Source organism: Amycolatopsis sp. NPDC049868 (genome assembly GCF_044461365.1).
GTDB lineage: Bacteria > Actinomycetota > Actinomycetes > Mycobacteriales > Pseudonocardiaceae > Amycolatopsis.
Genome location: NZ_JBITKV010000004.1, coordinates 175900 through 194967, shown reverse-complemented (window position 1 = coordinate 194967; position 19068 = coordinate 175900). Strand labels below are relative to the sequence as shown.

Genomic DNA, 19068 nt, shown 5'->3' with positions numbered 1-19068 from the left:
CGGGCGGAGAACCGCCCGCGCCGCAGGACAAGGGTGCTCACAGCGGCGCCGCCCCGTATTTGCGGACGGCCCAGATCAGCACCGGGCCGCCGAGGAACGCGGTCACGATCGCGACCGGCACCTCACCGGTCGGCAGCAGGACCCGGGAGCCGACGTCCGCGGCCAGCATCAGGACCGGGCCGAGCAGCGCGGCGAACGCGATCAGCCACGGGATCGACGCGCCGGCCACCCGCCGGGCCAGATGCGGCACGATCAGCCCGACGAACAGGATCGGCCCGGCCAGCGCGGTCGCCGCGCCCGCCAGCAGCGTGATCAGCAACAGGGTGATCGTCCGGACGCGCGCGACGTTCGCCCCTAGGGTGTGCGCGACCGTCTCGCCGAGCGCGATCGCGTTCAGCTGACGGCTCACCGCGAACGCGCCCAGCAGGGACAGGCCGATGATGATCAGCGGAACGGTGGTCGGCGCCTGTTCGCGGCCGGCCAGCGAACCCACCGACCAGAACCGGTAGACGTCGAAGGTGTCCGGGAACAGCAGCCGCAGGCCGAGGGTGAGCCCCAGCAGCACGGCGCTCAGCGCGGTCCCGGCGAGCACCAGCCGCAGCGGCGACTTGCTGCCGACCGCGTATACCAGCGCCGACGCACCGACGGCGCCCAGCACCGCCAAGCCCAGTTCGGCGGGCGCCGACGCGGCGAGACCGAACGAGGACCCCACCGCGATGGCGAACCCGGCCCCGGCGGTCACGCCGAGCACGCCGGGTTCGGCCAAAGCGTTGCGGGACAAGGCCTGCACGAGCACGCCACCGACGGCGAGCGCCGCGCCGACCCCGATCGCCAGTACCGCCCTCGGCATCCGGATGTCCAGGACCACCGCCCGGTCACTCGGATTCCCCTCGCCCAGCAGGGCACGCACGACCTCGCCGGGGGCGATGGCGTGCGCGCCGATGCCGACGCTCAGCACGGCGACCACGACGAGCCCGAGCAGTGCGGCGCCGAGCAGCGCGGACCGCCCGGTGGTGGTCACTGCTTGAGCAGCGGCGCGAACGCCTGGTCGACGGCGTCCAAAGTGGACGTCGCGGCCCGGTAGGTGGCGGCCTCGGTGTAGCGGAACGGGTAGACCTTGCCCGCCTTCACCGCGGGGAGTTCCTTCCACAGCGGCGAGTCGAGGACGTACTTGACCGGCGCGGGCACGGAGCCGTCGGCGGCGACCGAGTAGGTGATCGCGTCGGCCTGGGCGAACGCGGTCGGCAGTTCCTCGATCGACGGGTATTCGCTGACGTCCTTGGAGCCGCCGCCCTTGACCTTGACCTGGCCGTAGTAGGTGGCGCCGATGTCCTGCGCGACGTTGGTACCCCAGGAGCCGTTGAACTCACGCTGGAAATTGCCCTTGGCGACCTCGCCGTAGGCACCGACGTGGCCCAGTTTCAGCTGCGGCAGCACGGCCTTGTACTTCTCGGCGAGCCCCTTGGCCTTGGTGTCGTACGCGGTCTTGAGCGCGTCGAACCCGGCGGCCGCACCGGCGGCGTCGGCCTGTTTGCGCGACAGCTCACGCCACATCGACGGCACCGACGGGCCGATGGCCACGACGGGCGCGATCGCTTCGAGCCGTTTGATGTCGATGTCGGCGAGCACCGGCTTCGGCACACCGATGACGATGAGGTCCGGATCCGCCTGCGCGATCGCCTCGTAGTTCGTCTCCGACGCCGACTCGCCCGCGACCTTCGCCAGCTCGTCGTACTTCTTGCGCTCCTGCTCGTTGAACAGCGGGATCCCGCGCTTCCAGCTGGACACCCCGACCAGCGGCGCGCCCGCTTCGAGCAGGGCGGGCACGGCGTAGCCGGTGGCGATGACCCGCTTCGGCGAGACCGGGATGGTGATCTGGCCGTTGTCGGCCGCGAACACCCGGGTCTGACCGTCGGTGGCCTTGCCGTCGCCGCTCGAACCGCAGGCGGTGGCCGCGGTCGCGACCGTCAGCGCGAGCGCGATCGCTCCGGCGAGGCGTCGGGTTCTAGTGGTGCGCATGGGTTTCCTCGTTCTTCTTGGTGGGGATCAGTGGTCGTGCTCGTCGTCGAAGTCCGCGACGCCGCGTTTCCAGTAGCCGGTCACGTCGTGGTCGTCCTTGCCGAGCCCGAGATCGCTCTTGAGCCAGCGGCGCAACGGTTTGATCTGCCCCGCCTCCCCCGCGACCCAGGCGTAGAGCCGCTCACCGGCGGGGACCTCGATCGTCTGGACCGCGCGAGCGAGGATGTCGGAGGCGCCCGGTGCGACGTCGCCCCGATGCAGCCAGTGCACCTCGACGTCTTCGGGCGCGGACAGCTCGATCTCTTCGCTCGCGTCGGTGACCTCGATGAACGCCCAGCCGGCCGCGGTGCGCGGCAGCTCTTCGAGCCAGCGTGCGATCGCGGGCAGCGCGGTGACGTCACCGGCGAGCAGATAACGGTCGTAGGTATGCGGCACGATCAGCCCGCCGGGCGGTCCGGCGACATGCACCGGGGTGCCGGGCGTGACCTTCTCGGCCCATCCGGAACCGAGCCCGCCTTCGTGCAGTGCGACGTCGAGGTCGAGTTCCCCGGAGGCCGGGTCGTACCGGCGGACCGTGTACTCGCGCGACGTCGGGGACGGCTTCGGCCAGCGCAGCATGTCGCCGTCCTGGACCGGCAGCCGAGGCTCGGGATCCAGCTCGGGGAACAGGACCTTCACGTGTTCGTCGGGTGAATGCGCCTCGAAACCCGCCGTTCCCGGCCCGCCGAGGGTGACCCGGAGCAGTCCGGAGCCGACCATCTCGGTGCGCACGACCTCGGCCTGGCGGATGCGGATCGGGTACGGCACCTTCTCGGCGTGCTGTCCCGCACGGACTTCGGCGATGCGCTCGAGGTGCCGGTGGCGATGGTCGGCGCGGCTCACGTGTTCGGTCGCTTTCCGGACGCGTCCTCAGCTCCGCTGACCGGCTTTGAGAGAACCCGCGTCCAGTGGCCGAGGGTCGGCTGCTCGGCGAGGTCGGCGAACTCCAGGGTGTCGGCGCCCTCGGTGCGCCACTGTTCGACCAGGCCCATGATCCGCATCGAGTCGAGACCGAGGTCGGTGAGGTCGGTGTCCGGCTTCAGCTCGGCCGGGTCGCAGCCGAGGAGTTCGGCGACGTCGGCGTGGATCTTCTCGGCACGGAGGCTCATCGCTGTGCTCCGGCGTGGATCGGGGCCAGCGCGGCGAGCGCGGCGGCCGTGGTGGTCAGTGCGCCGCAGCGCTGGGCGACGTACTCACAGGCCTGGTCGTGGCGTTCGCGGGAGAAGTCCGCGACCGCGTCGCCGACCAGGAACGGCTGGATGTCACGCATGAACGCCTCGACGGCGGTGGCCTGGCAGCCGATATGCGCGTAGACACCGGTGATCAGCAACTGATCCCGGCCCGCTTCGGCGAGCTGCTCGGTGAACGTGCTGCGCTGGAACGCGCTGTAGCGCCACTTCGTCAGGACCTTGTCCCCCGCCTTCGGAGCCAGCTCGGCCACCACGTCGGCCGCGGCCGGGTCGTCGTCGATGACCGCGCCGATGCCGTCACCCCAGAACTCGGTGAGCAGTCCGCGGTCCTCGGCGGCCTGGTAGCCCGGCTGCGCGGTGTAGAACACCGGGACACCCGCGGCGCGGGCGGCGTCGGCCAGCGCGGCGATGTTCGCGACCATCTCCGGGACCGGGGATCCCGCGTACGGCGCGAGGAAGTACCGCTGCGCGTCGTGCACCAGCAGGGCGGCACGGGCGGCGTCGGGCTTCCAGCCGACCCGGCCGGCGGGCAGCTCGGCCTCCGTCGGGAGGACGTAGGGCTCGATCTTGGGCAGTGACACTCTCACTTCTCCTTCGCCAGAGCGGCCAATGCCGCCCGCAGCTCGCGTTTGCTGGTCTTGCCGACGCCGGTCACCGGGAACTCCGGCACCACCTGGACCAGATCGGGCACCTTGAACGCCGCGACCCCGCGCTCGCGGACGAACCGGCGCAGCTCCGCCGCGGCGGGCTCCGCTCCGGCGGCGGGGACGACGTAGGCGCAGGTGCGCTCGCCCAGGTACGGGTCCGGCACCGCGACGACGGCGGCGTCGAGCACACCCGGGTGGGCCATCAGGTGGTTCTCCACCTCTTCCGCGGCCACCTTCTCGCCACCGCGGTTGATCTGTTCCTTGGCCCGGCCGACCACTTCCAAATGCCCGGACGGCTGCCGCCGCACCAGATCACCGGTGCGGTAGAAACCGTCCTCGGTGAACGCGGTCTTGTTGTGCTCCTCGGCGCGGTAATAGCCGCGGATCGTGTACGGGCCGCGGGTCAGCAGCGCGCCGATCTCCCCCGGCGCGACGACGTCGTCCGAAGTGGACAGTGGGTCGTCCGGGTTCACCACGCGGATCTCGTCGTCCGGCGAGATCGGCCGTCCCTGTGTGGCGAGGACGTACTCGTCCGGGTCGTCGAGCCGGGTGTAGCAGACCAGCCCCTCGGCCATGCCGAACACCTGTTGCAGACGGCAGCCCAGCGCGGGCCCGATCTTCTCGGCCAGCTCACGGGCACATTTCGCACCGCCCACCAGCAGGACGTCCAAAGAGGACAGATCACGCGTGGTGCGCGCGGCCGCCTGAGCCCACGCCGCGGCCAGCGGTGGCACGAGCCCGGTGATCGTCACGCCTTCGGCCTCGATCAGCCGGAACGCGGTGTCGGCGTCGGGACGCGGCGCGAACACAGTCGCCGCGCCCGCGTGCAGCGCACCGAGCAGACCGGGCGAGCTGAGCGGGAAGTTGTGCGCGACCGGCAACGCGGCCAGGTACACGCTTTCCGGGCGCAGACCGCAGATCCTGGCGCTTTCCCGGACGCTGTAGAGGTAGTCGTCGTGCGTGCGCGGGATCAGCTTGGGCAACCCGGTGCTTCCACCGGACAGCTGCAGGAACGCGACGCCGGCCGGGTCCGGATCCGGCAGGGCGCGCGGAGTCGCCGCTTCGAGCACGGCGAATTCCTCCGTGCCGACGACGAAGACGTTCCGCACCGAAGGGATCTCGGCGGCGGCCGCGCGCGCCATGGCCGCGTGGTCGAACCGTTCGTGTTCCCCGACGGTCAGGATCGCCACGGCCTCGCTCTGCTCGGCGAAATGCCGCAGTTCGCTCGCGCGGTGCGCGGGCAGCGCGAACACCGGCAGCGCGCCCGCCCGCCACAGTCCGAAGACGACGGACGCGAACTCCGGCACATTCGGCAGTTGCACGACGACCCGGTCGCCCGCCTGGATCCCGGCCCCCGCGAATCCGGCGGCGAGCCGGTGCGCACGTTCGTCGAGTTCGGCGAACGTCCAGCGGGCGCTCTCGCCGATCACGGCGAGGCGCTCGGCGTAGGCCTCGGCGAGGCTGGTCAGCAGCTTGCCGAAGGTCTGGCCGCGCCAGTATCCCGAAGCCCGGTAGCGCGCGGCGGTTTCCGGCGGCCAAGGCACGTGACCGGTGGTCATGCCGCGCCCTCCAGACCGAGGGCTCGCAGCATCGTGCCGAACTTGGCGCCGGTCTCGGCGAGTTCGGCTTCCGGATCCGAGCCCGCCACCACGCCCGCTCCCGCGAACAACCGGACGGTCCGGTCGCGGACCTCGGCGCAGCGGATGGTGACGACCCATTCGCCGTCACCGTCCTGATCGGTCCAGCCGACGAGACCCGCGTAATAGCCGCGATCCTCCGGTTCGAGCGCGGCGATGGTGTCGCGGGCGAGTCCGGTCGGGACGCCGCAGACCGCCGGTGTCGGATGCAGCGCCTCGGCCAGTCCGAGCGCGGACGAACCGGCGTCGGTGACGTCGGCCAGGCGTCCGCTGATCTCGGTCGAGAGGTGCCACATCGTGGGCGTGCCGATCACTTCGGGTTCGGCGGGGACGTCGAGGTCGACGCAGAACCGGCCCAGCACGTCGGCCACCTGGGCGGCGACGTGCGCGTGTTCGGCACGGTCCTTTTCGGACGCCAGCAGATCCTTGATCCGCCGGGAGTTTTCGGCGTCGTCGGCCACCCGTGGCCGCGATCCCGCCAGCGGGTTGGCCGTGACGACGCGACCGCGGCGGGAGACCAGGAGTTCCGGGCTCGCGCCGATCAGGGTGCGCGGCGCGGGATCCCCCGGCGCGCTGACGTCGACGGCGAAGGCGTGGGCCGCCGGGTCCGCGTGGACGAGACGCGCCAGCAGCCGCGGCACGGCGACAGGGTCGCCGTCGGTGACATCGAGGCAGCGGGCCAGCACGATCTTGCGGAGGTCACCGTCGCGGATCTCGTCCAGCGCCCTGGCCACCGCAGTGGTGTAGACCTCCGGCGCGGGCCGGGGCGACACCTCCCAGGTCCCGCCGAGCGGGGCGACCGGACCACTCGTCTTCGGCGGTCCCGCCTTGCGCACGAGGGCGGGTACCACCAGGCTGCTCGGCGCGTCGGGCCGGAAGCCGATCGCGCCGGCGACGACGGGGTCGGCCACTCCCGCCACGAGAGCGGCGTCGAGGACTTCGGCGGCCGCGCGGGCACGCTTGCCCGGCGCCGCGTGGACCGGGGCGTACACCCCGTCGGCGAGCAGCGATCCGCGAGCGGACGAGTAGTAGAACGATCCGGGCAGGTACGCCGCCAGCAGATCGGCCGCCTGATGGACCGGCCTCGGCCGGGCCGGCGCAGGTGAGGACACGACTGGATTCCCTTTCGCGAATACTACCGACCGAACAGGCGCTCTTGTGGTGCCCCAGTGCGGAAGCGCCGAATATGACTGTTCGGTTAGCCTAACCTAATCGTACGGACCCGAAAAGTCTTCGTTGCGTCATCGAGATCACGCGCGGAGCGTCGCGCCACCGTCGACGTAGAGGTTCTGCATCGTGATGTGCCGCGCGCGGTCGGAGGCCAAAAACAGTACGGCGTCGGCGATATCGGCGGGTTCGGCTATCCGGCCCAGCGGTATGCCGACACGGTATTGCTCCGGATTTCCCTCGATGACACGGTCCGCGCCGTTCTCGTCCGTCCACAGTAGACGTTGCATATCGGTGTCGGTCGAGCCGGGCGAGACGACGTTGCAGCGGATGCCGGAACCGGCGAGTTCGAGCCCCAGACAGCGGGTCAGCATCGTCGCCGCGGCCTTCGAAGCGGCGTACGCGGCCATCCCGGTCCGCGGGACACCCGCGGCGTTCGACCCGACCGTCACGAGCACACCGCTCCGGCGGGGCAGCATCCGACGGGAAATCTCGCGGAGCACGGTGAAGACGCCGGTGGAGTTGACCGCGAAGGTCGCCGCCCAGTCCTCGTCGCTCGTGTCGCAGACAGACCCGGGCTTCAGCACACCCGCGACGGACGCCCCGATCCCGATCGGCCCGAGCCCGCTTTCGACCTCGTCGACCACCCGCGCGACCGCGGCGGGATCCCCGACGTCCGCGACGAACGAGGTCACCCCGTCCCGAGAAGCGCCTTCCACCAGGTCGACCGCCGCCACGATCGCGCCCGCCTCGGCGAGCCCGTCCACGACGGCCGCCCCGATCCCGCGCGCGCCTCCGGTGACGAGCGCGACCTTGCCCTCGATCCCCTCCACGCCACAACCACCCTACGTCCCATTTGCTTAGCCTTGCCTAAGCTAGCGGGCCGAACCGGACAAAGCGAGGGACCGACACCGGTGATTCGGGCCACTCCACCGGCCGGGCGGGAATGGCAAAAATGCCGTGGTACGTGCCGCCCGCGTGTGTGGACCTGCACGCCCAGCGTGAAGTACATGAAGGCCCCCTTCCTGTACCTAGGCGCAAGGAAGGGGGCCTTCATGTACTTCGGCGCCGGCAGGAGCCCCCGGCACCGACTTGGTCGCGGTGGTCGTGAGTGACTGAGTGGACGACACGCGTGACTGGATGGACGACACTCGGACGCGACCGGTCCTGCCGCGAGTCGTCCGGCGGGACACGCGTGTCGTCCACTCAGTCACCTGTGTCGTCCGTCTGATCACACATGCAGCCTGACGGTAGGTACCTAAGACACGATCGGCTCTAGCCCGAATCGCCGCTCACGATCGTCTAGCCGGGCAAGGGACACGACAGCGGACCGCGCATGGTTCCTCCGCCCCGCAACGTGATCTGCGCGCTCCCGCCGAGGGAATCCCTGGCAGTGCACACGATCTGATCGACCGCCCTCGCCGACAGCCCGGCGACGCCGACCGAGAGGGTCACCGTGACCCCGTTCGGCGCGGGCGTCTGGTCCAGCACCGCGGTTCCGGGCGGGACTTCGGTGGTGTACTGCCGTTCCCGCTCGCTCTCGTCCGGTCCGGCGGCGAGCAGGTCGACGGGACTCGCCGGCGGCAACTCCTCGGCGAGCGGGCGCAACACCCGGACCGGTTGCCCGCCGGACAGGAAGTAGAGCACCGCGCCGTTCGCGGGCCCCGTCGGCGCGGGCGCCCCGGTGATCACGGCGCTGGGCCGGACACCGCAGCCCGCGACCGCCGAGACGAGCAGAAGCGCGACGAGACAGGTCTTCCTCATGCCGTCACTCCCCGCCGGGGCAGGCTCAACGTGAACACCGCGCCACCGTCGGTGCCGTTGGCCGCGCTCAAGGTGCCGCCGTGCAGACGGGCGTTCTCCCAGGCGATCGCCAGCCCGAGCCCGCTTCCGCCCGACCTCGTCCTGGCCGAATCCGCCTTGTAGAACCGGTCGAACACATGCGGCAGCACCTCGGGCGCCAGCCCGGGACCGCGATCCGAGACCTCCAGCGTGATCCGCTCCCCTGCCTCGGAAAGCCGGAGCGAAACGGGCTTTTCCCCGTGCCGCAAGGCGTTCCCGACCAGGTTCGCCACGATGACGTCCACCCGCCGCGGATCCCATTCGGCGAAGATCCCGGAGGGCAGGTCTCCCTCCACCTCGCCCGTCCAGCCCCGGATGCGCAGGCTCGCCGCGATCACCTCGGCGACGTCGACTTCTTCCGGGGCCAGCGCGGCGGCCCCGGCGTCGAAGCGGGAGACCTCGATGAGGTCGTTCACCAGCCGGGTCAGGTTGTGCGTCTCCTCGATGCTCATCTTCGCCGCACGCCCGGCGTCGCCCGGCAGACTCGACGCCTCCTGCTCCAGCACGTCCGCGACCGCGGTCATCGCGGCCAGCGGGGTGCGCAGTTCGTGCGAGACGTCGGCGACGAACCGCCGCGCGTCGGCCTCCATCCGTTCCAGCTCACCGACGTGGCGTTCCAGCGACTCGGCCGTCTCGTTGAACGTCCGCGCCACACCGGCCAGTTCGTCGGAGCCGCGGACGCTGACCCGGGCCCGCAGATCGCCCTTGCCGAGCCGCCGCGCCGCGTCACCCAGTTCGCGCACCGGCCGAAGGACCCCGCGGGCGGCCAGCAAGGCCAGCCCGATGGCGAAAACGAGCGCCACCCCACCGATCAGCCAGGCCCGGGTGGCGAGTTCGTCGATACTCTCGGCCTCGGGCGCCATGCTGCGCGCGATGTAGGCCTCGATACCCGAATCCCGTTGCTGCCCACCGGGAAGCACCACCGTGAACCGGGTACCCACCACCAGCATCGGCGTGCCGCCGGACTCGACCCGTTGCCAGGCGACGTTTCCCGACCGGACCCGGTCGCGAAGCTCCGGCGAGATCAGTGATCGCATCTGCCGGTTCCCGCTCGCCCTGTCCGCGTACAGGACCAGGGAACTCAGGTCACGGTCGGACAGTTCACCACTGATCCGGCTCAGCGTGCCGTCACCCGGCGGCAGCGGACCGAGCGGGTACAACGCGGTGGCCTTGTCGACCAGGACGCGGGCGGTGGCGTCCTGTGCCTGCTGGAGGATCACGGTCCGGGACTGGACGTAGGCGCCGCCCGCGACCGTCGCCGCGGTGATCACGACCAGCAGGCTGAACGCCAGAAGGAGCCGGGTGCGCAGGCCCCCGAGCTTCACAGTGGCCCGAACCGGTAGCCGAACCCGCGGACCGTCTGCACGTACACCGGCGCGGACGAGTCGTCCTCGATCTTCGCGCGCAGCCGTTGCACACAGGCGTCGACGACCCGGGAATCGCCGAAGTAGCCGTGCTCCCACACGCTTTCCAGCAGGTACTGGCGGCTGAGCACCCGGCCGGGGACCTGGGTGAGTTCCAGCAGCAGCCGCAGTTCGGTCGGGGCGAGGGCGAGCGGCTTGTCCGCCTTGGTCACCGTCAGCCCGGCACGGTCGATGCCGAGATCGCCGTGGCGTTCGACCTCGGCCGGGGTGAGCACGGGTGCGGGTTGCCCGGTGCGGCGCAGCACCGCGCGGATCCTGGCCTCCAGCACCTGGGCCCTGGCGGGTTTGACCACGTAGTCGTCCGCGCCGGCGGCGAGCCCGGCCACCACGTCGATATCCTCGTTGCGCGCGGTGAGCATGATGATCGGCAGATCCCCCGCCGCCCGGATCCGGCGGCAGACCTCGAATCCGTCGAGTCCTGGCAGCATGAGGTCCAGCACGACGATGTCCGGCGGCCGCGACGCGAGCCGGGCGAGGCCTTCCTCGCCGGTGGCCACCGCGTCGACCGCGTGGCCACGTCCGCCCAGCGCCATGCTGAGCCCGTCACGCACGGCTTGGTCGTCCTCGATGAGCAGCACCCTGGGCATGCCGACGACTATCGCAGCGCCGGACGGAATCCGCTCGTCCATGACACGCCATGATGCCCGTCCTGTTTCCGCGGAACGTCCACGGAATGTCATCGTTGCGTCACGGCGTGATCCGTGCGGAACGGTGACATTTTCGTCGGCGTTCGCGCACGTCGCCGCGATCGGGTTCGAACAGGCCGCGGCGACCGTTGACGGCATGAAAGAACTCGTGCTCGCGGCGATCACCCGCGTCCTCGCGGTACTGCTGCTGATCCCGGCGTGGCTGGCCTCCCCCGGCCAGGCCCGCCGTCTCGCCTGCGGATGGGCGCTGTCGCTGCGCTTCCCCGCCGAGAACCTCGCCGGGCTCACCGCCGGAACGCTCGCCGCGTTCGCCGACGCCAGGAGCGAGGCGTTCTGGCGGCATCGCACGCTCCTCGGCGTCACCTCGGGACATCGGGACGCCGCCGAGCAGCATCGGCTGTTCCTCGCCGAGGCCGGTCGAAAGCGTGTCCTGCCACCGAAGGATTCCGCGCACGTCCGAGGCACCGCGCTGGACGTCCGGCCGCGCGAGGGCGCGCAGTGGCTGGAAGACCATGGCGCCCGCTTCGCGCTCTACCGGATCTACGACAACGAATGGTGGCATTTCGAGTACCGGCCCGGAGAAGCCCCGCCGGCGCGACTGCCGCATCCGGGCTGGCGGGCCGGTGTCACCCGGTGACGGTGATCCGCGGCGCCAGCGCCGCCAGGAAGCCTGCCGCGTCGAAGATCTCGCCCGCCGAAACGACCCCGGTCGCCTTGGTCCGCCCGTCGAGCACGCGCTGGACGGCCTCCACCACCAGCGGCGCCGTGATCGCGTAGATGTCCTGCCCTCGTGCGACGATCCGCCGTTCCTCGCCGCCGGACCGCACGACGACGTCGACCACGAACTCCTGCGAGGACGGGCCGTCCGCCGGAGGCGCGGGCGTCTCGGGAGTCACCACCTCACGGGCCGCGGCCACGGTCATGTACGTGGTCACTTCGGGAATGTCGAGGTGGCTCGGGACGGTGACGACGTCGGCCATCGTGAACTCGCCGAGCACGGCGCGGGTCCCGAGCGGCGCGGGAAAGTCCCAGTCCAGCTCCGGCAGCGCGTCCTCACGGCGTTCGATCCGGCCGCCGGAGAACCGGATCCGCTTGCCGCCACGCCGTTCCCTCGACACCTTGCCCGCCGCGCGGGTCCCCTCCGTCGGATGCCAGCTGCTCAGCGCGTACGCGATATGCGCTTCGTCCGCGGAAGTCCACTCTCCCATCGCGGCGGTGACCATCAGGTCGCCGAGCCCGCCGAAGAACGCCATCGCCGGGACTACCGTCGCCCCCTCGGCGCGGTCGCGGAACTCCGCGAAGGTGTCCATGTTCGCTTCGAGTTCCGCGGCCACGTCCAGGTACGGCACGCCTGCCCGGAGCGCCGCTTCGATCACCGGCGCGGCGGTGTCGGCGAACGGTCCGGCGGCGTTGATCACCGCGTCCGCGCCCACGAACGCCCGGTCGAGCGAAGCCGGGTCGTCGACCGACGCCTGGCGGACCTCGACGTCGGGCCAAGGCAGGCCGCGCAGCTTGGCCTCGTCGCGCCCCACGGCGAGCACGCCGAAGCCGCGCTCGCGCAATTCCGCCACCACGAACCGCCCGGTGTGCCCGTAGGCCCCGAACACCGCGACGTCGTACGTACCCATGGTTTCTCCTGCCCTCGGCTGATCCACTGTGGACCATCCTGTCGGCGGAGTCCGCCGATCGACAGTGTCCGGAATGCCATCATGCGTACACTTTCGGACATGAGTACGGTCGCCCTCGCCGCCACGGACGGCATGCTGCAGTTCGAGCTGTCCATCGCCCACGAGGTCTTCGACACGGGTCTGTACGAATTCGGCGTCTACGGCGACGAGCCGGTGAAGGTCGGGCGTTTCCTGCTCGAACCGGATCACGGGCTCGATCGCCTCGCGCGCGCCGGCACCGTCATCGTCCCCGGCTGGGCCGACATCGACGCCGATCCGCCCGCGGACCTGGTCGAGGCCGTGCGTGCCGCTCACGAAGCGGGCGCGCGGGTCGCTTCGCTCTGCACGGGCGCGTTCGTCCTGGCGGCCGCCGGCCTGCTCGACGGCCGCCGCGCGACGACGCACTGGGCGCACACCGACGTGCTCGCCGCCCGGTATCCCGCCGTCGAGGTCGATCCCGACGTCCTCTACGTCGACAACGGCAGCGTGCTCACCTCGGCGGGCAAGGCCGCCGCTATGGATCTGTGCCTGCACCTGGTCCGCCGCGACCACGGTTCGGCGGTCGCGAACACCGTCGCCCGCCGTCTGGTCGTCCCACCACATCGCGCGGGCGGGCAGGCCCAGTTCGTCACCACCCCCGTGCCCGACCAGGACGACCATCCGCTCGGCGGGCTCCTCCCCTGGGTCACCGAACGGCTGGACCGGCCGCTGACCGTCGAGGACCTCGCCCGACAGGCCAACATGAGTTCACGCAACCTGGCCCGGCATTTCCGGTCGGCGACCGGGACGACGCCGCTGCGCTGGCTGCTGACCCAGCGCATCCGCCGCGCACAGGAACTCCTGGAGCGGACCGACGACAGCGTCGACCTGATCGCGGAGGCCACCGGGATGGGTACCGCCGCGACCTTGCGGCGGCATTTCAACCGGACCGTCGGTGTGCCGCCGGACAGCTACCGCCGCACCTTCCGCGCGACTAGCGCAGCCGTGCCGTGATCAGGTCGGCGACGGCCGCCATCCCGGCCTCGTTCGGGTGGTAGGGCACGCGGCCCTGCGCGGTCACGTACCGCTCCATCCAGGGAACCGCGGCGCAGGCGTCGTGGTCCGCGCTGGCCGTGGCCGCCGGGATCAGGGTGGCCCGCTCGTCGCGCGCCGCCCGCCGGGTCGCCGCCGCCAGCCGGTCCGCCACCTCGCGTTCGAAGGCGAGCTGCTCCGGGGTGAGCGGAACGCCGTCGCAGGCGGGCCTTTCGCCCGGAACGATCGTCAGGTAGTCGACGACCAGCACCCGTGCCCGCGGCGCGCGCCGATGGACCGCCGCGATGACGGCACCGATCTTCTCGTGCACCGTGGTGAGCGCCGCGCGGACGGCGGTTCGGTCGACCTGGCCGCAGTTCGCGCCGCCGGTGTTCTGGCAGCCATAGGTGAACAGGCTGCCGACGTAGCCGACGTCGTTGCCGCCGATGGTGATCGTCACGAGCCTGGTGTCCCGGGTGACGGCCTCGATCTGCGGCGGCTGCCCTGCCTGTCCCGTGGTGAGGATATTCGCCGTGGTCGCGCCGCTGCAGGTGACATCGGTGAGGGCGAGACCGCGTTCCCCGGCCACGAGAGTCGCGTAGTTCTTCGTCGAACGTCCGCACGCCGCCGGGGTTCCTGGCTGCTGTGGCGGGATTCCCGGCCCCGCCGCGAAGGAACTGCCCATCGCGACATAGCGGGCAGGTGCGCTCGCCTGCGCGGGCGAGGTGGCCAGGAGAGCGAGCGAGGCCGCGGCGAGCACCGCGGCGGATATCCGCTTGAACATGTCGAACCCCTTATCTCACGAAGGTGATCGGTTCCGGTCCCGCGATGCCGTCGATGGCGCCGAGGGCGAGCAGATCTTCGGGGCGTGGCTTCAGCGCGTCGGCGAGCGCGGGGATCTCTTCAGGCCCCCGCTTGAGTATCCCGGCCGCCAGTTCCGGGGCGATGACGGAGAAACAGGCGTCCGGGGTGAGCCAGATCCGGTCCGCCGAGCAGAAGGCGAGCGCGCCGCCCGATCCTCCTTCACCGATCACCAGGGTGGTGATCGGTACCTCCGCCGCCGCGATCGTGCCGAACAGTTCGGCGATCGCGTTCCCGGCGCCGTCGGTCTCCGCGGCCGGATCGGCGGCCGCGCCCGGGGTGTCGACGAGCGTCAGCACCGGCAGTCCCAGCCGGTCGGCGAGGCGGATCAGCCGGGTCGCCGACCGGAAGCCGCCGGGTGTGGTCGCCGTCCCGGTCTGCGCCGCGAACGCGATCGGCCGTCCGCCCCGGCTGCCGATCCCGCAGACGGCGCCGTCGTCGACGCCGCCCCGGAGGGTGACGCGGGTGTCGAAGTAGTCGTGGAGATAGGCGTCCGCGCGGGGCCGGTCCGCCGACCGGGCGCGCTGGACTGCTCGCCAGCCGTCCGGCGCGGCGTCGAGGGCACCGAGCGCACGCGGCAGATCCGCCGGACGGTTCCGCGAACCGCCGGTCAGCAGACCGAGCCAAACCTCCAGCCGGTCGGCGATCGCGTCCTCGGCCACCAGTTCGTCGACATACCCGGCCGCGTACTGGTTTTCCGCCGTATAGGCGGGATCGTCGGCGTACTGCTGCGGCCGCACCCGGCGACCGGCGAAACCCACCTGGGCGCCGGGCACGGCGAGCACGACATCGGCGTCGGCGCCGAGGGAAGCCCAAACCCCGCCGGTGGTGGGGTGTCGCGCGACGGTGATGTGCGGCAGTCCTTCTTCCCGCAACAGCGCGAGACCGCGTGCGATCCGTTGCAGTTGCCGCAGCGCGGGAACACCTTCCTGCATCCGGGTCCCGCCCGTCGACAACAGGGAGACGACGGGCAGCCGATATCCGCGGGCCTGTTCGAGCGCCTCTTCGAGCAGCGCACCGGTCCCGGTGCCGACGGAACCGCCGAGGAAGCCGAACTCGAAGCGGATCGTCACGACCTCGTGGCCACCGAACTTCGCACGTTCCCAGACGACCGACTCGTCCGTGCCCGTGCGTTCCCTGGCGCGGGCCAGGGAATCGGCGTAACCGTCCCAGCCCAGCGGATCAGTCATGGAGCGCCCGCTTGAGGACCTTGCCCATCTCGTTGCGGGGCAACGCTTCCAGGTAGCGCACCACACGCGGCCGCTTATGCGGTGACAGCAGCCCGGCGACGTGGTCGGCGAGTTCGCCCGCCGTCGGCTTGTCCGCGGCGGGGACGATCCAGGCCACGATGCGCTCGCCGAGGTCGTCGTCCGGTTCCCCGGTGACGGCCGCTTCGGCGACCCCCGGATGCTCCAGGAGCGCGTTCTCGATCTCGCCCGCGCCGATCTTGTAGCCGCCGCTCTTGATCAGGTCGGTGGCGCGGCGGCCCACGATGCGCACGTAACCGTCCGGATCGCGGATCGCCATGTCGCCGGTCTTGAACCAGCCGTCGTGCAGCGCGGCTTCCGTGGCGTCCGACCGGTTCAGGTAACCGAGGAACAGGTTCGGGCCGCGGATCTCGATCTCGCCGACCGTCTCGCCGTCGAGTGGTTCACCGGCGTCGTCGACCAGCCTCAGTTCGACGCCGGGCACCGGCGGGCCGACCGCACCTGGCCGCCGGTCCCCCGTGACACGGACACCGCAGTTCATCAGCGTCTCGGTCATGCCATAGCGTTCGACGACCCGTTGCCCGGTCGCGGCGGTGATCCGCTCGTGGTCGGTCGCGGGCAGGGCCGCCGATCCCGAGACGAGCAGCCGCGCCGCGCCCACCCCGGCGGCCAGCGCGGGATCGGCCTCGCAATCGGCCGCCAGCCGGTGATACATCGTCGGGACGCCGAAGAGCATCGTCCCTACCCCGGCTAGCTCCTTCGCGGCCGCTTCACTCGAAAACCGCCCGAGGTGGTGCAGCGAGCCGCCCCGCCGCAGCGGGCCGACCACGCCCAGGATCAGGCCGTGCACATGGAAGAGCGGCAGGGCGTGCACGAGGACGTCGGCCTCGGTCCAGTGCCAGATCTCCGCGAGCGCGTCGAGATTCGACGCCACCGCGCGGCGTGGGAGCAGAACCCCCTTCGGCGGCCCGGTGGTCCCCGAGGTGTAGATGACGAACGCCGCGGCCTCCGGATCCGGTTCGTCGCCTCGCCACGGCGTGCCCGAGACGTCCAGCTCGATCGGAACCCGCTGCAACGCCCCGAGTTCCGGCGGCAGCGTGACATCCGGCTCGGCCAGCACGAGATCCGGCGCGCTGTCGGCGACGATATGCGCCAGTTCGCGTGATCCGGCCTTCGGGTTGATCGGCACCACCGGGACTCCGGCGGTCAGCGCGGCGACGATGGCGACACAGGTCCGCAGCGTCGGTGTCGCCCACACCGCGACCCGCGTGCGACCGGCCAGCCCGGCGGCGAGCGGACCCGCGACGGACGCGAGTTCGCCGTAGGTCAGGGCTTCGTCGCCGAACCGCAGGGCGACGCGGTCGTTCCCGGCAGTCAGTCCGGACAGCATGGATCTCCTCCTCAGCCCCAGTTGGGCACGACGAACACGAGCCAGGCGATCAGTGGCACGACGGCCACCACGAGCGCCCCGTAGACCAGAAGTTGTTTGAAGAACTTCTCGCGGTCGACGTCCTTGGCGTTGGCGAGGACGAGCGCGCCGTTGGTGGAGAAGGGACTGACGTCCACCATCGTCGCCGAGACCGCGAGGGCGGCGATCATGCCGACCGGCCCGATCGTGCCCTGCGCCAGGAACGGGACGGCGAGCGGGATGAGCGCGCCCATCAGCCCGACCGAAGACGCGAAGGCGGAGACGACACCGCCGATATAGCACAGCAGAAGCGCCGCGAGCAGCGGGATCCCCACGGTGGTGACCGCGTTGCCGACGTAGTCGATGGTGCCGATCTCCTTCAGCACCGCGACGTAGGTCAGCACACCGCAGATCAGCAGCACGGTCGGCCAGGTGATCTCGGAGACCGCGGAACGGCTGGTCTTGGGCCACGCGACGGACAGCAGGACGGCGACGGTGATGGCGGTCAGGCCGGGGTCGAGATCGAACACCAGGGTGCCGACCACGAGTGCGATCAGCCCGGTCAAGGTCACGATCTTGGGGCCGTCCAAGGGAATGCGCTGTTCGTGCGGCAGCGGTTCCTCGTCGGTCTCGGTTTCGCCCGCGCCCGCCGTCACGAGCTGGCGGCGCCGCAGTTTGGTCCCGCCGAGGACGACGAAGAGGACGCCCGCGATGGCGAGGTTCATGCCGAGGCTCGCGAAGAACAGCACCACGGGGCTGCCGGCGATGTGGTTGCGTTCGACGATCCCGTTGACGATCGAGCCGTAGACGCTGATCGGCGAGAACCCGCCGCCCTGCGCGCCGTGCACCACCATCGCGCCCATGAGCAGCGGGCTGATCTTGTAGCGGGCGGCGAAACCGAGCGCGATCGGCGCGACGATCGCGCAGGCCGCCGGGCTCACCGCGCCGATCGCGGTCAGCGCGCCGGTGACCACGAACATCACCCACGGGATGAGCGCGATCCGGCCGCCGACCAGCCGGACGGCCGCGGCCACCAGCCAGTCGGTGGTGCCGTTGGCCCTGGCGATGGCGAACAGATAGGTGACCCCCACCAGCACCACGAAGATGTCGCCTGGGAAGCCGGCGAAGATGCCGTCGGTGTCCAGTCCACCGGCGAGGGTGCCGACGAGGAACGCGCCGGCGAAGGCGAGCCCCCATGTTGATCGAGCGGGTCGTGGCGAGGGCGAAGATCACCACGAGGACGAGGATCGAGATCAGCTGGGCGGACATGACCGTCCTCCTTGACGGCGGGAGCCCCTTGGCGAGTGGCCGAGTGGACTAGTGGCTGAGCCACTTTCCCTGTGACGGCGACCACCTGTCAAGGGATCAGTGGTAAATTGGCTGAGCCACTTGTCCAGTCATGGGAGGGACCGCGTGCCGGAGGCGTTGAGCCGGTTGAACCGGGCGAAGCTCTACGAGCAGGTCGTCGAGCGGATCAAGGCGCACGTCGAAGAGTCCGGCCTGCACGCGGGAGACAAGCTCCCCAGCGAACGCGACCTCGCCGAACGGCTCGGGGTCAGCCGCGCGTCGGTCAAGCAGGCGATCGTCGTACTCGAAGTGCAGGGGCTGCTGGAGTCCCGCCACGGCGGGGGCACCTACCTGCGCAACGATCACCTCGACGTCGAACCGGTCGACGAACTCGTCGCCCGGCGCAGCCGGCTTCCGGAAGTGCTCGAAGCCCGTGAAGCGATGGAGACCAAGCTCGCGGAGCTGGCCGCGCTGCGGCGATCCGACGCGGATCTCGCCGCCATCGACGCGGCACTGGAGTTCATGAAGTCCGAGATCGAGGACGGCGGGCACGGGGCCGAAGGCGACCGCCGGTTCCACGAAGCGATCACCGCGGCCGCGAACAACGCCCTCCTCGCCGAATTCATGCGCTCGATCGACACGCAGATCGCGGAAAGCCGGAACGAGTCGCTGCGGCAGCCCGGCAGGCCGTGGCGTTCACTGAGCCAGCACCACAAGATCGCCGAGGCCATCCGGGCCGGCGCCCCGAAGGCGGCCGCGAACGCGATGCGGCAGCACGTCCAGACCGTCAGCAAGGTCCGGCTGCTGACCTGGGACCCACAGGCCGACTAGCCGCTGTCCGGGGCCGCTAGGTACCGACGCCATGTACTCGGCGAGTTGTGAAGGTCGAGTTTCCTCGGCTGAGCCGAGGGAAGGGGTCCTTCACGCGCGACCGCCGTGACTGCTGGCGCGAGCCCCAGCACCGTGTCGCGAAAGCCACTTTCGGGACATCACACGTCGCGAAAGTGGCTTTCG

At 70.9% G+C, this 19068-nt stretch carries 19 protein-coding genes and 1 pseudogene; 4 read left to right on the top strand and 16 right to left on the bottom strand.

Annotation, left to right across the window (positions count from 1 at the left end; translation table 11 throughout):
- Nucleotides 1–37 precede the first annotated feature (37 nt).
- From ACIBTM_RS19470 to ACIBTM_RS19420, 11 genes are all read right to left on the bottom strand, one after another.
- Nucleotides 38–1021 (bottom strand): FecCD family ABC transporter permease, encoded by a 984-nt coding sequence (locus ACIBTM_RS19470; RefSeq protein WP_395878450.1) that lies wholly within the window; start codon nt 1019–1021, stop codon nt 38–40.
- On the bottom strand, nt 1018–2019 hold the full coding sequence (locus tag ACIBTM_RS19465; RefSeq protein ID WP_395878448.1) for an ABC transporter substrate-binding protein: 1002 nt from the start codon (nt 2017–2019) through the stop codon (nt 1018–1020). Before ACIBTM_RS19465 ends, ACIBTM_RS19470 begins: the two co-directional genes overlap by 4 nt.
- 27 nt (nt 2020–2046) lie before the next feature.
- Nucleotides 2047–2901, bottom strand: a complete 855-nt coding sequence (locus tag ACIBTM_RS19460) for a siderophore-interacting protein (RefSeq protein WP_395878446.1) — start codon at nt 2899–2901, stop codon at nt 2047–2049.
- A complete protein-coding gene (locus tag ACIBTM_RS19455) occupies nt 2898–3167 on the bottom strand; it encodes a phosphopantetheine-binding protein (RefSeq protein ID WP_395878444.1) in 270 nt (89 codons plus the stop codon). The genes ACIBTM_RS19460 and ACIBTM_RS19455 overlap by 4 nt, the downstream gene beginning before the upstream one ends.
- On the bottom strand, nt 3164–3835 hold the full coding sequence (locus ACIBTM_RS19450; RefSeq protein WP_395878442.1) for an isochorismatase family protein: 672 nt from the start codon (nt 3833–3835) through the stop codon (nt 3164–3166). The genes ACIBTM_RS19455 and ACIBTM_RS19450 overlap by 4 nt, the downstream gene beginning before the upstream one ends.
- A complete protein-coding gene (locus tag ACIBTM_RS19445; RefSeq protein WP_395878440.1) occupies nt 3832–5454 on the bottom strand; it encodes a (2,3-dihydroxybenzoyl)adenylate synthase in 1623 nt (540 codons plus the stop codon). The genes ACIBTM_RS19450 and ACIBTM_RS19445 overlap by 4 nt, the downstream gene beginning before the upstream one ends.
- Nucleotides 5451–6644, bottom strand: coding sequence for an isochorismate synthase (locus ACIBTM_RS19440; RefSeq protein ID WP_395878438.1), 1194 nt, complete (start codon nt 6642–6644; stop codon nt 5451–5453). The genes ACIBTM_RS19445 and ACIBTM_RS19440 overlap by 4 nt, the downstream gene beginning before the upstream one ends.
- 138 nt (nt 6645–6782) lie before the next feature.
- The gene (gene dhbA, locus ACIBTM_RS19435; protein ID WP_395878435.1) at nt 6783–7532 is read right to left on the bottom strand and encodes a 2,3-dihydro-2,3-dihydroxybenzoate dehydrogenase; all 750 of its coding nucleotides are present in this window, start codon (nt 7530–7532) and stop codon (nt 6783–6785) included.
- Between the two features lie 469 nt (nt 7533–8001).
- Complete coding sequence (locus ACIBTM_RS19430; RefSeq protein ID WP_395878432.1) at nt 8002–8463, bottom strand: GerMN domain-containing protein; 462 nt, start codon at nt 8461–8463, stop codon at nt 8002–8004.
- Nucleotides 8460–9866 carry an ATP-binding protein gene (locus ACIBTM_RS19425; protein ID WP_395878430.1) on the bottom strand — a complete coding sequence of 469 codons (1407 nt, stop codon included), beginning with the start codon at nt 9864–9866 and terminating at the stop codon, nt 8460–8462. Before ACIBTM_RS19425 ends, ACIBTM_RS19430 begins: the two co-directional genes overlap by 4 nt.
- Nucleotides 9863–10594, bottom strand: coding sequence for a response regulator (locus ACIBTM_RS19420; protein WP_395878428.1), 732 nt, complete (start codon nt 10592–10594; stop codon nt 9863–9865). The genes ACIBTM_RS19425 and ACIBTM_RS19420 overlap by 4 nt, the downstream gene beginning before the upstream one ends.
- Nucleotides 10595–10748: 154 nt before the next feature.
- Between ACIBTM_RS19420 and ACIBTM_RS19415 the strand changes: the two genes are divergently transcribed.
- Entirely contained in the window at nt 10749–11249 is a 501-nt protein-coding gene (locus ACIBTM_RS19415; protein WP_395878897.1) for a D-alanyl-D-alanine carboxypeptidase, read from the top strand.
- Here ACIBTM_RS19415 and ACIBTM_RS19410 read toward each other — a convergent pair.
- The gene (locus ACIBTM_RS19410; protein ID WP_395878426.1) at nt 11239–12240 is read right to left on the bottom strand and encodes a saccharopine dehydrogenase family protein; all 1002 of its coding nucleotides are present in this window, start codon (nt 12238–12240) and stop codon (nt 11239–11241) included. The two genes, ACIBTM_RS19415 and ACIBTM_RS19410, sit on opposite strands and share 11 nt — an antisense overlap.
- A gap of 99 nt (nt 12241–12339) precedes the next feature.
- Between ACIBTM_RS19410 and ACIBTM_RS19405 the strand changes: the two genes are divergently transcribed.
- Nucleotides 12340–13272, top strand: a complete 933-nt coding sequence (locus ACIBTM_RS19405) for a helix-turn-helix domain-containing protein (RefSeq protein ID WP_395878424.1) — start codon at nt 12340–12342, stop codon at nt 13270–13272.
- On the opposite strand, the gene ACIBTM_RS19400 is transcribed toward ACIBTM_RS19405, so the two are convergent.
- The 4 genes and pseudogenes from ACIBTM_RS19400 to ACIBTM_RS19385 form a co-directional block, all read right to left on the bottom strand.
- On the bottom strand, nt 13253–14074 hold the full coding sequence (locus ACIBTM_RS19400; RefSeq protein ID WP_395878423.1) for an SGNH/GDSL hydrolase family protein: 822 nt from the start codon (nt 14072–14074) through the stop codon (nt 13253–13255). The two genes, ACIBTM_RS19405 and ACIBTM_RS19400, sit on opposite strands and share 20 nt — an antisense overlap.
- Before the next feature lie 10 nt (nt 14075–14084).
- Nucleotides 14085–15341: a carboxyl transferase domain-containing protein gene (locus tag ACIBTM_RS19395; RefSeq protein ID WP_395878421.1), complete on the bottom strand. Its 1257-nt coding sequence runs from the start codon at nt 15339–15341 to the stop codon at nt 14085–14087.
- Entirely contained in the window at nt 15334–16749 is a 1416-nt protein-coding gene (locus tag ACIBTM_RS19390) for an acyl-CoA synthetase (protein ID WP_395878419.1), read from the bottom strand. The genes ACIBTM_RS19395 and ACIBTM_RS19390 overlap by 8 nt, the downstream gene beginning before the upstream one ends.
- A gap of 11 nt (nt 16750–16760) precedes the next feature.
- Nucleotides 16761–18000 (bottom strand): annotated as a pseudogene (locus ACIBTM_RS19385) (SLC13 family permease).
- On the opposite strand from ACIBTM_RS19385, the gene ACIBTM_RS19380 reads away from it, so the two are divergent.
- Both ACIBTM_RS19380 and ACIBTM_RS19375 read left to right on the top strand, forming a co-directional pair.
- On the top strand, nt 17963–18088 hold the full coding sequence (locus ACIBTM_RS19380) for a hypothetical protein (RefSeq protein ID WP_395878918.1): 126 nt from the start codon (nt 17963–17965) through the stop codon (nt 18086–18088). The pseudogene ACIBTM_RS19385 and the gene ACIBTM_RS19380 sit on opposite strands and share 38 nt — an antisense overlap.
- A 92-nt stretch (nt 18089–18180) precedes the next feature.
- On the top strand, nt 18181–18885 hold the full coding sequence (locus ACIBTM_RS19375) for a FadR/GntR family transcriptional regulator (RefSeq protein WP_395878417.1): 705 nt from the start codon (nt 18181–18183) through the stop codon (nt 18883–18885).
- Nucleotides 18886–19068: the final 183 nt, after the last annotated feature.